10 protein-coding genes are annotated in these 13657 nt (G+C 57.3%); 6 read left to right on the top strand and 4 right to left on the bottom strand.

Annotated elements, in window-relative coordinates:
- Positions 1 to 21 precede the first annotated feature (21 nt).
- Positions 22 to 2178: a catalase/peroxidase HPI gene (katG, locus tag LG300_RS14865; RefSeq protein WP_404376083.1), complete on the top strand. Its 2157-nt coding sequence runs from the start codon at positions 22 to 24 to the stop codon at positions 2176 to 2178.
- A 76-nt stretch (positions 2179 to 2254) separates the two neighbouring features.
- Here katG and LG300_RS14860 read toward each other — a convergent pair whose 3' ends face one another.
- From LG300_RS14860 to LG300_RS14850, 3 genes are read right to left on the bottom strand one after another with little or no spacing between them, the layout of a single operon-like run.
- On the bottom strand, positions 2255 to 3187 hold the full coding sequence (locus LG300_RS14860) for a biotin-dependent carboxyltransferase family protein (protein ID WP_404376082.1): 933 nt from the start codon (positions 3185 to 3187) through the stop codon (positions 2255 to 2257).
- Positions 3184 to 3888 carry a 5-oxoprolinase subunit PxpB gene (pxpB, locus tag LG300_RS14855; protein WP_404376081.1) on the bottom strand — a complete coding sequence of 235 codons (705 nt, stop codon included), beginning with the start codon at positions 3886 to 3888 and terminating at the stop codon, positions 3184 to 3186. The genes LG300_RS14860 and pxpB overlap by 4 nt, the downstream gene beginning before the upstream one ends.
- Positions 3885 to 4637, bottom strand: a complete 753-nt coding sequence (locus LG300_RS14850; RefSeq protein ID WP_404376080.1) for a 5-oxoprolinase subunit PxpA — start codon at positions 4635 to 4637, stop codon at positions 3885 to 3887. Before LG300_RS14850 ends, pxpB begins: the two co-directional genes overlap by 4 nt.
- Before the next feature lie 527 nt (positions 4638 to 5164).
- Here LG300_RS14850 and LG300_RS14845 point away from each other — a divergent pair.
- From LG300_RS14845 to LG300_RS14830, 4 genes are all read left to right on the top strand, one after another.
- Positions 5165 to 6157 (top strand): LysR family transcriptional regulator, encoded by a 993-nt coding sequence (locus LG300_RS14845; protein WP_404376079.1) that lies wholly within the window; start codon positions 5165 to 5167, stop codon positions 6155 to 6157.
- A gap of 13 nt (positions 6158 to 6170) precedes the next feature.
- On the top strand, positions 6171 to 7160 hold the full coding sequence (locus tag LG300_RS14840; RefSeq protein WP_404376078.1) for a TRAP transporter substrate-binding protein: 990 nt from the start codon (positions 6171 to 6173) through the stop codon (positions 7158 to 7160).
- A gap of 77 nt (positions 7161 to 7237) precedes the next feature.
- Positions 7238 to 7801, top strand: a complete 564-nt coding sequence (locus LG300_RS14835; protein WP_404376077.1) for a TRAP transporter small permease — start codon at positions 7238 to 7240, stop codon at positions 7799 to 7801.
- Positions 7802 to 7824: 23 nt separating this feature from the next.
- Positions 7825 to 9129: a TRAP transporter large permease gene (locus LG300_RS14830; protein ID WP_404376076.1), complete on the top strand. Its 1305-nt coding sequence runs from the start codon at positions 7825 to 7827 to the stop codon at positions 9127 to 9129.
- A 10-nt stretch (positions 9130 to 9139) separates the two neighbouring features.
- On the opposite strand, the gene LG300_RS14825 is transcribed toward LG300_RS14830, so the two are convergent.
- On the bottom strand, positions 9140 to 10678 hold the full coding sequence (locus LG300_RS14825) for a diguanylate cyclase (RefSeq protein WP_404376075.1): 1539 nt from the start codon (positions 10676 to 10678) through the stop codon (positions 9140 to 9142).
- Positions 10679 to 10892: 214 nt separating this feature from the next.
- On the opposite strand from LG300_RS14825, the gene LG300_RS14820 reads away from it, so the two are divergent.
- Positions 10893 to 13592 carry an EAL domain-containing protein gene (locus tag LG300_RS14820; protein ID WP_404376074.1) on the top strand — a complete coding sequence of 900 codons (2700 nt, stop codon included), beginning with the start codon at positions 10893 to 10895 and terminating at the stop codon, positions 13590 to 13592.
- Positions 13593 to 13657 lie beyond the last annotated feature (65 nt).

The following is a 13657-nucleotide window of genomic DNA, read 5'->3' as shown; positions in this document are numbered from 1 at the left end:
AGAGCAATAAGGGAGAGAGCTATGAGCGGTAAATGTCCTGTCATGCACGGTGGTAACACCTCGACTGGTACTTCCAACAAAGATTGGTGGCCAGAAGGGTTGAACCTGGATATTTTGCATCAGCAAGATCGCAAATCGAACCCGATGGACCCGGATTTCAACTACCGTGAAGAAGTGCGTAAGCTCGACTTCGACGCGCTGAAAAAAGATGTCCATGCGCTAATGACCGACAGCCAAGAGTGGTGGCCCGCAGACTGGGGGCACTACGGCGGTTTGATGATCCGTATGGCTTGGCACGCCGCAGGCACCTACCGTATTGCTGATGGCCGTGGGGGCGGCGGAACCGGCAGCCAGCGTTTTGCACCGCTCAACTCCTGGCCGGACAACGTCAGCCTGGATAAAGCACGCCGCTTGCTGTGGCCGGTTAAGAAAAAGTACGGTAATAAAATCAGCTGGGCAGACCTAATGATTCTGGCTGGTACCGTGGCCTATGAATCTATGGGCCTACCCTCCTACGGCTTCTCGTTTGGCCGCGCCGACATTTGGGAACCCGAGAAAGACATTTACTGGGGTGACGAAAAAGAGTGGCTGGCACCTTCTGACGAGCGCTACGGCGATGTGAACAAGCCGGAAACCATGGAAAACCCGCTGGCTGCGGTGCAGATGGGCTTGATCTACGTTAACCCTGAAGGTGTTAACGGCCAGCCCGACCCGCTGAAAACCGCCCAGCAGGTGCGTGAAACGTTCGCCCGTATGGCGATGAACGATGAAGAGACCGCGGCCCTTACCGCAGGCGGCCACACCGTGGGTAAGTGTCACGGTAATGGCGACGCCTCGGCGCTGGGTGCCGAGCCGGAAGCCGCAGACGTTGAGAACCAGGGCTTTGGTTGGAACAACCCCAATATGCAGGGTAAGGCGAGCAACGCCGTGACTTCGGGCATTGAAGGCGCCTGGACCACCAACCCGACTCAGTTCGATATGGGCTACTTCGATCTGCTGTTCGGCTACGAGTGGGAGCTAAGAAAGAGCCCCGCCGGTGCCCACCAGTGGGAGCCTATCGATATTAAAGAAGAAGATAAGCCGGTCGACGCCAGTGACCCTTCTATTCGCCACAACCCGATCATGACCGATGCGGACATGGCGATGAAGATGGACCCGACCTATCGCGCCATCTGCGAAAAATTCATGGCCGACCCGGAGTACTTCAAGAAAACCTTCGCCAAAGCCTGGTTCAAGCTGACCCACCGTGACCTGGGGCCCAAGTCTCGCTACATCGGCCCGGAAGTACCGGCGGAAGACCTGATTTGGCAAGACCCGATTCCAGCAGGGAATACCGACTATTGCGAAGAAGTGGTCAAAAAGAAAATCGCTGAAAGCGGCCTGAGCATTAGCGACATGGTGTCGACCGCTTGGGATAGCGCACGTACTTACCGTGGTTCGGATATGCGCGGTGGTGCCAACGGCGCCCGTATCCGTCTGGCACCGCAGAAGGATTGGCAGGGTAACGAGCCGGAGCGCCTGGCCAAAGTGCTAAGCGTTTACGAGCAGATTTCTGCCGACACCGGCGCCAGCATCGCGGACATTATTGTGCTGGCGGGTAGCGTAGGTATCGAGAAAGCAGCGAAAGCCGCCGGTTACGAGGTGCGCGTGCCCTTCCTGAAAGGTCGTGGCGATGCCACTGCGGAAATGACCGATGCCGACTCCTTCGCGCCTCTGGAGCCGCTGGCGGATGGCTTCCGCAACTGGCAGAAGAAAGAGTACGTAGTGAAGCCAGAAGAAATGCTGCTAGACCGCGCCCAGCTGATGGGCTTAACCGGCCCGGAAATGACCGTGCTGCTTGGCGGTATGCGCGTACTGGGCACCAACTACGGTGGCACTAAACACGGCGTATTTACAGACCGTGAAGGCCAGCTAACGAACGACTTCTTCGTTAACCTGACCGACATGGGCAACGCTTGGGTGCCGGTAGGCAATCATGTTTACGAAATCCGCGACCGTAAAACCGATACGGTGAAGTGGACCGCCTCCCGCGTTGACCTGGTGTTTGGTTCCAACTCGCTGCTGCGCTCTTACGCAGAGGTATACGCCCAGGACGATAACCACGAGAAGTTCGTCAAAGACTTCGTTGCCGCCTGGACGAAGGTGATGAACGCCGACCGTTTCGACGTCGCCTCGTAAATCCCCCGGGCGCTGTATGCCCTAGCAAGCACCCACCGAAAGAAGCTCGCACCGAAAGGTGCGGGCTTTTTCGTTGCTAACGCCAAACGCTGAGCTGCTGGCGATACGCCGCCTGCGCCTGGGTGGCGCTAATCGGCTGCAAACGCACTTTCGTGCCCGGCAAGCACTGGGCGAGGCGGGCGCAGGCCATCGGCGTCAAAGCGCCTAAGCGCGGGTAGCCGCCGATGGTTTGTCGATCGTTCATCAGAATAATCGGCTGGCCGTCGGGGGGAATCTGCACCGCCCCCAGCGGAATCCCTTCGGAGACGATGCCACCCAGGCGGCTGTTCAGCGCTTTACCGGTTAGCCGGATACCCATACGGTCAGCACGCTGGTCCACCGTCCAGGACTGGTTGAAGGCGTCAAACAGGCTGCGCCCGGCAAAGTGCGCGGCTTGGGAACCCAGTACCATGTCCAGCACATTTTCTGCTGGATCGGGCAGGGGAGTATAGGCACCTTGAGGCAGCCTACGCGGTGTGGCGCTGCTGCCTTTCCAGGTGAGCTGATCGCCGGTTGTTAGGGGCTTGCCATCTTCGTGCAGGCCGCCGATGTGCTCTCTTACGGTGCACGCTTGACTGCCTAGCACCTCTGGCGCATCGAGCCCGCCAGGAAAGGCGAGATAGGCGCGCAGGCCCCAGCGAGGCTGGCGAAATACCAGCGCTTGGCCGGTTTTCATTATAAAGCTGGCATTGGGCGCAAGTGACTGGCCATCCAGCGTGGCGGCAAGGTCGGCCCCCGCTAGGGCGAGGCGTACCTCGCTATTGGCCACCAGCGTGAGATTGCCGCCCATGACGATTTCCAGCGCTGCGCTATCGAGCGAGTTGCCCAGTAGCCAGTTGGCCCAGCGGAAGGAGATCCAGTCGGCGGCACCGCCCTGGGTAACGCCTAGGTGGCCGACCCCGAAACGGCCCGAATCTTGAATCAGCGCCAGCGGCCCGGCTTGTTTAACGGTCAACATGGGTTGGCTCATGACCGCTCCTCCAGCGGGGTGGTATCGCCCCCTGCTGCTTCAAATGCTGATTGGGATATCGCCTTAAAGCGCACTTTATCGCCAGGGCGCAGCAGCGGCTCGCCGCGTTTGGCGTGCTCGAAAAGCGGCACCGCCGTTCTGCCAAGAATGTTCCAGCCGCCCGGGGAGAGCAGGGGATAAATGGCGGTTTGCCGGTCGGCAATGCCGACGCTACCGGCTGCGACGCGGCGGCGTGGGGTTTTTAAGCGCGGGGTGGCAATGGCTTCGTCCACCAGGCCCATAAAGCCGTAGCCAGGGGCAAAACCGAGTGCGAACACGCAGTAGTCGTGGCCACAGTGGCGCTCAATCAGCGCCTCGACGCTGAGCCCTGCGCGCTTGGCGACTACCGGTAGCTCGGGGCCAACGCTCTCGTCGTACCACACAGGGATTTCATGGAGCTGGCCCTGCTGGGCATCGGCAGGCGTGAGGTTGCGCAGCGCGTTGCGTACCAGAGTGGTAGCCTGGGCAAAGGTGAGTTGCTGGCAGTCGTAGTGCACCAGCAGGGTGGTGTACGACGGGATCAGGTCGATCAGCGCGTGACCAAAGGCGCGCCGCAGCGCTTCGTCAGCGGCGATGATCCACGCCATATTGGTTTCATCTATGGCCTCGAACAGGCGCACCGTCAGAGCGTCCATCGCTGCCGTCTCCAAGCGCAGTTTCACGCGGACTCCAACGCCGTAAAGGCCTCACGGATGGCGCGCACGGCGGCCACGGATTCGGGGTTATCGCCATGCACGCACAGCGTATCGCAGGGGAGCTGTAAGGCGCTGCCGTCACGGGCGGTCAGCGCTTCGCCTTTGGCTAGGGCCACGGCTTGGGCAACGATGGTGGCCTGATCGTGGTGCACGGCCCCGGGGAGGCGGCGGGAGGCCAAGTGGCCGGTGGCCTCATAAGCGCGGTCAGCGAAGGTTTCAAACCATAGCGTCACACCCATTTTTTCCGCTAATTGGCGATGTAGCTCTGGGTTAGCCGTGGCCATCACCATCAGCGGCAGGCGGGCATCGAATGCCTTCACGGCGCGCATGGCACCTTCCAGTAGCTCCAAGTTGGCGGCCATGTCGTTGTACATCGCGCCGTGGGGCTTCACGTAACTCAGCGTGGTGCCTTCCGCTTGGCAAATACCCGCCAGCGCGCCGATCTGGTAGAGCATCATATCCTCCACCTCGGCAGGCGAGCAGGCCAGGGAACGGCGGCCAAAGCCCATTAAATCCGGGTAGCCGGGGTGCGCGCCGATCTTCACGCCATGCTGGACGGCCAGTGTCACCGTTTTACGCATCACATGGGGGTCCGAGGCGTGGTAGCCGCAGGCAATGTTGGCACAGTCAACATGGGGCATGACATCGGCATCCAAACCCATCGACCAGTTGCCGAAACTTTCGCCCATGTCGCAGTTAAGTAGCGGAATCGCCATAACGTCTCCTGCAGGGTTGCGTGTTGTTAGTGGTTGATATCGCGGTTGATTAGTCAAAAGAGTGCGAGCAGGCGCTTATCATGATTACTAACTAGTCAGCGTGTTTATGTTTGTATTAGCGCAAAAATAATATATGGAGCCTATGGCGCAAGTGCCAATCGTTTTTAACGATATTAAGTATCGGCACTACCTATCATACTGTTATTTAGTGGAAAAATAGTTGACGCTAGAGCGCTATACGATTATCAACTAAATAAAGCGACTCAAAAAAGATTACAAAAAAGACGCCCTTATCTGCCGTATGTAACGCCGTTGCGCTACCCATAAAAATGGCAATGAAAGGGGGATGTCGAGGAGTACCACATGTGGTTGCCAGCCCCGCAACAGCTTGCCCATGCTCATTACGGCAGGTTGTACACACATTTGCATAGCGACGCTTCACCTTGGTTACCTAAGGTGGGCGGCGTGGTGAAAGTACCTCACACGGTGCTTTCCCTAAATGCTTTTTTACAGGCTGGTTAAGTACGATGCTGGATTTTAAGGAACTCGACGCTTTTGTATGGGCAGTGCGGCTTGGCTCTTTTCGTAAAGCAGCGGTGCGTTTGCATATTACCCAGCCCTCGGTGTCTGAGCGCATCTCGCGGTTAGAGAGCACGGTGGGCGAGCTACTGCTTGAGCGCTCGGCGCGTCCCATTCAACCCACCATGCGCGGGCGGGAGTTCTTTCTTCACGCCGAGCGAATGCTGGCCCAGCGCGATGAAGCCCTCAAGCTCTTCGATAGCGAAGAGGCCTTTTCCGCCCCGCTGCGCCTGGGCACGATTGAAACCATCGCCCACAGCTGGTTCCCCACGTTTATGCAGCGCCTCACCGAGCGCTATCCGCGGCTGATTATCGAACTCACGGTGGATTACTCCCCAGCACTGAACGAACGGTTGAACAGTAACGAGCTTGATATTCTGCTGGCCATGAACGGTTATCTACCCCCCGAGCAGATCGACCATGAGACGCTCAGCCCCTATGAAATGGGGATGTTTGTTTCACCTCGGCACGCCCGGATGTTAAGCAAGCGCCCTGATGCCTGGCACTCAACCCTGCCGTTTATCTCCTTTGGCAAGCTGGCGCGCCCTTATGAGGAGTTAGTGCGCTATTTGGCCGACCAAGGGGTTCGCCAGCCGCGTATTCATAGCGTGAGCACCTTGATGACCATTTTGCGCTTAACCACGGAAGGGCTGGGGATTGGCGCGCTGCCGGTGGCCACCGTGCTGGATGAGTGGCGGCGGGGCGAGCTGTACCGTTTGGCGCTGCCCGCGCCGCTGCCTGCCATGCACTATGATGTTATTTGGCGCAGTGCTAACCATCCACGCTTCTGCCGTAGTGTTGGCCGTTTGGCGCAGGAGTGCGCGCTAGAGTATGCCGCTGAAAAACATACGGACATTACTAATACTTGTTTGACTGGGCGCTGGGTAACCCCTAGCGCTTCTTCCTCCACCCCGAAGCAACACCTCCCACATGATAATTAAGAGGATTTCTCCCATGCGACCACGTATTGCTACACCTCTGCTTCTCGCTACTGCTTGCAGCTTGGCGGCAGCCGCCACGGCCCAGGCCGCCGAGTGGACCATGGCGACGCCCTATGGCGATGCCAGCTTCCATACCCAAAACACCAAGCAGTTCGCGGAAGACGTGGCGGAAGCCACCGACGGCGAGCTGACCATTACCGTACACAGCGGTGGTTCGCTGGTTTCCCACGGTGAGATTAAGCCCTCGGTTCGCCGCGGCACGATCGATGCCGGTGAAGTATTCCTGTCAATCCTCTCCAACGACGACCCAATCTTCGAAGTGGATACGCTGCCCGGTGTGGCCGGTAGCTACGATGATGCATACGCGCTGTGGCAAGCCACCAAGCCGATGATTACCGACCTATTCGCTTACGAGGGGTTGATTCCGCTCTATGCCGTCGCATGGCCTTCGCAGGGTATCTATACGTCTGAGCCGCTGACCGACCCCGCTCAGTTTGAAGGACTGCGCGTGCGTGCGCCGAACATCAACACCCAGCGCTTCGTCGATAACCTGGGCGGTAGCCCAACGGAAACTGAAGAGTCCGATATCCCCACTGCCTTCAGCACGGGCCGTGTAGACGCCATGATTACCTCAAGCTCTACCGGTAACTCCATGGCCGCGTGGGATTACGTCACCGACTACACCGACGCTAACCTGTGGCTACCGAAAAACATTGTATTTATCAGCCAGCGCAGCTTTGACCGCTTAGACGAGGCGACGCAAGAGGCGTTACTGGAAGCAGCCGCCCGTGCCGAAGAGCGTGGCTGGCAGATGAGCCGCGAAGATAATGAGGCGAGCCTGGCTGTTCTGCAGGAGAACGGCATTAGCGTCTCCCAGCCCAATGCCGAGGTAGCCGCCGCGCTGCAAGCTGCAGGTGATGAACTGTTTGCCGATTGGCAGTCCCGTGCGGATGACGAAGCCAAGCAAGCGCTGGAAGCGTATCGTGCCCAGCGTAGCAACTAATCTCTCGTTGATGTGTTAACCCTCGGGGGCAGCCTGTGTGCTGCCCCTTTCTCCACGCGCTCTGCGAGGCTGCGAACATGACGTTTAAATTCGACAAACTCTACCGCCTTGGTGCCTGGGGCGCAGCAGCGTGCATGGTGGCGATTTGTGCGCTGATCGCGCTCCAGGTCACTTTCCGTTTAGTGGATGCGCTATTGGTGTTGGTCGGCCAGGAGCGGCTGGGTGTCAGCATTACCGGCGTCTCGGAAATGGCTTCCTATTTATTGGTAGGTGCCACCTTTCTTGGGTTGGCCTATACGTTTGTGCATCATGCCCATATTCGGGTAACGCTGCTGATTTCCCGCCTGCCCTCGGCGCTACGCGTTTGGTTTGAGGTATTTGGCCTGATCATCGCGTTAGTGATCAGCGTGCTGCTGGCCTATGGCCTGATTGGCTTAGCGAGAGAGAGCTTAGAGTACAATGATGTGTCATCAGGCTTTCTATCGATTCCCCTGTGGATTCCCCAGGTGGTGCTGGTCGTTGGAGTAGGGCTATTAGCTCTGGCGCTGTTAGAAGCGCTGTGGATGGCCGGGCGCATTGCGCTACGCGATCCGTCAAGCTTCCGCGAAGCCACCTCCATCGACGATAACGAAGCGCATTAAGCGGCTACCCGGGAGATACCCTCGTGTTACTACTAAGTTTAGCGACTATTTTTACCCTGGTGCTGCTGCTGGGCAGCGGGGTGTGGATTGCCTTCGCCTTGATTGGCACGGCGTGGATTGCCCTGCAGTTTTTCAGCCCCTTCGACCCCGGCCCGATTCTGGCCTCTGATTTCTGGGGGGCAAGCTACGGCTGGGATTTAACGGCGTTGCCGATGTTTATCTGGATGGGGGAAATTCTGTTCCGCTCGGGGCTGGCGGATAATATGTTCCGTGGGCTATCACCTTGGTTGAACCGTCTGCCGGGCCGCCTGCTGCATACCAACATCATTGGCAGCGGCATGTTCGCAGCGGTGTGTGGCTCATCGGCGGCGACCTGCGCCACGGTGGGCAAAATGACCCTGCCGGAGTTAGAGCGCCGTGGTTACGACAGCAATATGGCAATCGGTACGCTCGCCAGTGCTTCCACGCTGGGCCTGCTGATTCCGCCCTCTATCGTGCTCATCGTTTACGGTGTGGTCACCGAGCAATCCATCTCGCGGCTGTTTATGGCGGGCATCGGCCCAGGCCTGATGATCCTGGCGCTATTTATGGCCTATTTGGTGCTCTGGGCGCTGCTCAAAGGCAACCGTGACGGCCTGACAGGCGCTGACGAATCCGATATGAGCTTTACCGAAAAGCTGCGCAATACCTGGTCGTTGGTGCCTATTTTGCTGCTAATCGGCGGGATTATCGTGTCAATTTACGGCGGGCTGGCATCGCCGACGGAAGCGGCGGCGGTGGGCGTGGTGCTGTCGATGATCATTGCCCGGTTCAACGGCCACTTTAATCGGGCGATTTTTACCGATTCGCTGTTTGCTGCGGTACGCACGGCCTGCATGATTGCCTTTATTATTGCCGGGGCGTCGTTTTTAACCTCGGCCATGGGCTTTACCCAGGTACCCATGAAGCTGGCGCAGGCGATTGGCGAAATGGGGCTGTCGCCCACCATGCTGCTCATTGCGCTCACGCTGCTGCTGCTCATCATGGGCTGCTTTCTGGACGGTATTTCGCTGATTCTACTGGTGACGGCGATTATCATGCCGGTGATCAGCGCGGCAGGCTTTGATTTAATCTGGTTCGGTATCTACTTGGTGATTGTGGTGGAGATGTCGCAAATCACCCCGCCGGTCGGGTTTAACCTATTTGTGATCCAGGGGTTAACCGGTAAGGACATTCTGACCATTACCAAAGCCACGCTACCGTTCTTCCTACTGATGCTGCTGGCGATTGCGCTCATGCATTTGTTCCCCAGCATTGCCCTCTACCTGCCTTACGCCATGACCAGCTAATTGCCGGGGTTTAATGGCCGTAAACTGATACACCGCCCCGGCCAGAGCGTTTGACGAAGTACATGCTCTGGTCGGCGGCGTCAATCAGCTCTCGTTCGTTGCCAAAACCACCGTCGGTGAGGCAGGCCACACCAATCGAGACGGAAACATGCACTGGCTCTTGTCCTACCCGTGCCAGGGGGCACTCCCGCAGCCGTCGGGTAATGCGCTCAGCAAAGCGCTTCGCTCCGGTGGCATCTTCATCTGGCAAGATCACCAGGAACTCTTCCCCGCCATAGCGGCCCGCCAAGTCGCCCACGCGAATGAGAGAGGTGAGGGTTTTGCCAAACTGGGCCAACACCTCATCGCCTGCTTGGTGCCCATAGTGGTCGTTAAGCGCTTTAAAGTGATCCAGGTCGATAAATACGACGGACATTGTTCGCTGGGTAGTGAGGCAGAGGTGGAAGCGCTCCCGTAGCTGCTCTTCAAGCCAAGCACGCGTAGCTAGCTGGGTGAGGGGGTCAGTACGGCTCCGCCGTTCCAATGCCGTGTAATCGTTGAGCAGAGTGTCATGGGCTTTTTGTTGAGCATCCAGGCGCGAGCTAAGCAGTAATGTGTGCTCATACAGCAGCTGCTGTGCGCTCTGGAGCAGCTCCAAACTGTCAATCACTGTCGGTGTGCTTAATCCTAGCGTCTCCGTCAGCGGAGGCACTGTTTGCTCTAAGTGCGTTAGCAGTGACGCTAATACCCAGTCATGGGAAGAGGCTAGCGCTTGTAGCTGCCGCATTACACTTGCTAAGGCCAAGGCTGGGTTGGTCGATAGCCACGCATCTGCAATAGGGCCCGACATACGCAAGCAAAGTGCTGCTGTATCGTCTGTCTTAAAACCATCATGGCTGTGGTAAATCGCGCTGACAACGCTATCATGTGCGCCCCATTTGGCCATGAGCCATGCGCCTACCAAGGCATGATGACAGCCGAAGTGACGCTTTTCATTCTGAATCAGCTGCTGATGTGAGAGATGGGCATCATAGGCATCAGCATAGAGACGTTCTGCATCGTCGGGGTAAGCCATTTGCAGGGCCAGTATGCCAATATCCTGAAGGAGAGCGGCGGTGAATACGCTACCTGCTTGATGCGGACAGAGCTGGTGAGCGAGGTAGCTAGCTGCTACTGCTGACGTGAGGGCGCGCTGCCAGAACTGTCGCCTACCGTGCGCCTCATCGCCGTTTCTAAATAAGCTGAAGCTTAGGACGGTGGCCAGGGTAACATCCAGGCCCAGGCGTTGGGTGGCATCGAAGCAAGTATGCGGAGGTTGCGCCGCGCCGAGGTAGTGCACGCTGCTAGCAACGCTCATGATACGGGCGGTAAGGGCGGGGTCATATTCGATGGCTTTGGCATAGTCGCTTAGCGTCGCATCAGCAGCGCGCGCGACATTTAATACCTGAAGCGCTGCCGCCGGGAGCGAAGGCAAACGTTGACACTGCAGCAGGGTGTTACTGAGAAAGCTGGGGAGCTGGTCAGCGAGGGTGGTGTAAAGCGTTTCGCTGACGGCAGTGGTCTCCGTCATCGTTATCTCCTTGTATGCCGTGCAGCGAAGCTGGAAATGCATGCGCTTGGGAAAGACGCTTCTAGCATATTGTGGAATATTGTGAATTACGCCGATATCGCATTAGGCAGCATTGTCAATCAGTAAGGTAGCTGTTTATGCTGCAAACGTCGCTGTGCTTTGTTAAAACAGTGGGAATGCTTAGCTGCTCTAACTGAAATAAGCGAGTGCGACAATGCGCATAAAAACAGAAGCAGCAGAAGTTTTTTGCCAGTTAGCAGAAGTCATTGGATGCACGGGTCACCCTAACTTCTTTGCCACACTGGTTGAACAGCTTGCTCGCCTATTAACGGTGGATCACGCGCTTGTAGCAGTGGTCGCTCAAGATAATATAGCTGAAACATTGGCCGTTTGGTCAAATGGGGCGCTTCAGCCCAACATCTCTTACTCATTAGCGGGTACACCCTGCGAAACGGTAGTAGGCCACCAGCCGTGCCTCTACCCCTGCAATGTCCAGTCGCGCTTTCCAGATGATGACTTGTTATGCCAGCTCAATGCGGATAGCTATATGGGGCTGCCGCTTTATGCCCCTGATGGCTCGGCGATTGGCCTACTGGCGGTGCTGAACAATCAGCCAGTACAGTTTGATGGCCTGGAAAATGAAATCCTTCGTATTGCAGCGGCCCAGGCGGGGGCGGAGTTAGGCCGCCGCCAAGCGGAAAGTGCACTACGCAAAAGCGAGACGGCCTCCAAAGAGAGTGAGCGTCGGCTGAATACGCTGCTTAATCATTTGCCAGGAATGGCCTACCGCTGTTTGAACGATGACGACTGGACGATGCAGCTGGTAAGTCAAGGAGCCGAAGCGCTGACCGGCTATCGGCCTGATGAGTTGGAAGAAAACCGTGTCATCAGCTTTACCAACTTAGTTCATCAGCATGATAAAGAGCGCCTACACAGAGACATACTCAGCGCCATTCGTCAGCGGCGTCCTTACCGTGTGACATACCGCATTCGCCATCGAGACGGTAGTGAACGCTGGATGTGGGAGCAGGGGCAGGCAGTCTTTACGGACACAGGCGAGGTGCACTGCCTGGAAGGTTTTATTACCGATGTGACTGATCAGCAAGAAGCGCAGCGGGTGCAGCAGGCGGTGGTAAAGGTGGCCTCAACGGTTACTTCCCGGGTGGGGGATGACTACTTTCAACAGCTGATTGCTACGCTGACCACTCTGTTAGAAGCCGATGCGGGCTTCATTGCGTTACTGGACCATCCGGTGTCGCCACCGCAGAGCGATACGTCTTACCCGTATGACCTGCTACCAGCCACAACCGCAAGTACGGTTAGTTTGGTGGCCAATGGTGCGGTGCGTAAAAACCACTCCTTTTTATTGCGTGATACACCGCTAGAACGAGTGGTGCTTGAGCAGGAGGGCGTGGTGCATCATGGGCAGCGGTTTATGCTGCCGGGAGCAGCACTAAGTGCCCAAGCGTGGATTGGTAGGCGGTTAGATAATGCCAAAGGCGAGGCTATCGGCGTCATGATGGTGTTTTATAAAGCACCACTGACGACCAACGCCTTTGCCACCTCGGTGTTACGCATTCTCTCCACCGGTGCTGCTGCAGAGTTAGAGCGCCGCCGTGACCATCGTCATATTCATCAACTAGCGTACACCGATAGCACAACTGGGCTGCCCAACCGCGCACGGTTTATGGAATTGTTGGCCAAGATGGGGCAGGCATCGGAGCAGCAGTGCTCGCCACTGGCGTTGCTGTTGCTGGATTTGCGCCGGTTTAAAGAGATTAATGACCTTCATGGCCATCAAGTGGGCGATCAGCTGCTTGCCACAGTGGCGGAGCGAATACGGCATCTTGAGTTGCCAGACGTACACTGTGCACGCCTGTCGGGAGACGAATTCGCACTGCTATTGCCGAGTATTGATCGCACGACATTAGATGAGCTAGTGAAGCAACTGAGTACACTGATTAAGCGGCCTATTCGCTTAGGCCATCGTGTATTTAACTTAGATATCAGTATTGGCTTTGCCCGCTACCCTGGCGATGTGGCTGACCCTGGTGAGCTGTTTAATGCGGCCAGTATTGCGCTACACCATGCCAAAAAGCTTGAGTCTAATCTCTCCCCCTATACCCAAACCATGCGCCATGCCCTAGAGCGTCGCCAGTGGATGACCGAGCGGCTGCATTTAGCGATCATAGAGCGCCGTCTTGAACTCTATTTCCAGCCACAGGTAGACCTGAAAACCCAAGCGCTGACCGGTGCCGAGGCGCTTTGCCGTTGGCACGACCCGGAGTGGGGCTGGGTGAGTCCGGGCGAGTTTATCCCCCTGGCCGAAGAGCGCGGGCTGATTCGGCTATTAGGCGACTGGGTGCTGGAAGAGGCCGCCCGCCAGTTAAGCGCCTGGCAAGCCGCTAAGACCCCACTGCCTGGCAGGCTATCGATCAACATAGCGGCCCAGCAGTTCGCCGATCCGCAGTTAACGGCCCATATTGCTAAGTTGACGCCGGATATCTCGCCCAGTGCCATTGCCCTGGAGCTGACGGAAAGCGATTTTATGCGCGACCCTGATCAAGCGGTGATGATTACCCAAGCCATGCGCCAGGCCGGGTATGCGCTATTTATTGACGATTTTGGTACCGGTTACTCTTCGCTCTCCTACCTGCGCCGTTTTGCTGCCGACGCGCTGAAAATCGATATCTCCTTCGTCCGCGCGATGCTTGATAACCGCCATGATCGGGCGATTGTGCAAACCATCATTGCCATGGCTAAAACGCTGGAAATGAAAACCCTCGCGGAAGGGGTCGAGTGTGAAGCACAAGCAGCGCTGTTGGCAGATATGGGTTGTCATCAGGTACAAGGCTACTGGTTTGGCCGCCCGTTACCGGCTGATGAGTTTGCCAAAACGTGGCTGAACCGCTGAGCGCCGTCATCGTCCTGTCATCATCGCTGGCATACCCTACGCGCGCCAAACCGCGACGATAGGAG

This window comes from Vreelandella aquamarina (assembly GCF_044805175.1).
In the GTDB taxonomy this organism is placed as follows: domain Bacteria; phylum Pseudomonadota; class Gammaproteobacteria; order Pseudomonadales; family Halomonadaceae; genus Vreelandella; species Vreelandella aquamarina_B.
The sequence above is the reverse complement of the archived record's forward strand: the minus strand, read 5'-3'. Positions and strand labels throughout refer to the sequence as shown.

What these genes read in the sequence shown, in the direction of transcription:
- LG300_RS14845 (WP_404376079.1), top strand. Translation starts at nt 5,165, where the DNA reads ATGCTGGATTTTAAGGAACTCGACGCTTTTGTATGGGCAGTGCGGCTT.
- LG300_RS14825 (WP_404376075.1), bottom strand. Translation starts at nt 10,678, where the DNA reads ATGACGGAGACCACTGCCGTCAGCGAAACGCTTTACACCACCCTCGCT.
- LG300_RS14840 (WP_404376078.1), top strand. Translation starts at nt 6,171, where the DNA reads ATGCGACCACGTATTGCTACACCTCTGCTTCTCGCTACTGCTTGCAGC.
- LG300_RS14850 (WP_404376080.1), bottom strand. Translation starts at nt 4,637, where the DNA reads ATGGCGATTCCGCTACTTAACTGCGACATGGGCGAAAGTTTCGGCAAC.
- LG300_RS14820 (WP_404376074.1), top strand. Translation starts at nt 10,893, where the DNA reads ATGCGCATAAAAACAGAAGCAGCAGAAGTTTTTTGCCAGTTAGCAGAA.
- LG300_RS14860 (WP_404376082.1), bottom strand. Translation starts at nt 3,187, where the DNA reads ATGAGCCAACCCATGTTGACCGTTAAACAAGCCGGGCCGCTGGCGCTG.
- katG (WP_404376083.1), top strand. Translation starts at nt 22, where the DNA reads ATGAGCGGTAAATGTCCTGTCATGCACGGTGGTAACACCTCGACTGGT.
- LG300_RS14835 (WP_404376077.1), top strand. Translation starts at nt 7,238, where the DNA reads ATGACGTTTAAATTCGACAAACTCTACCGCCTTGGTGCCTGGGGCGCA.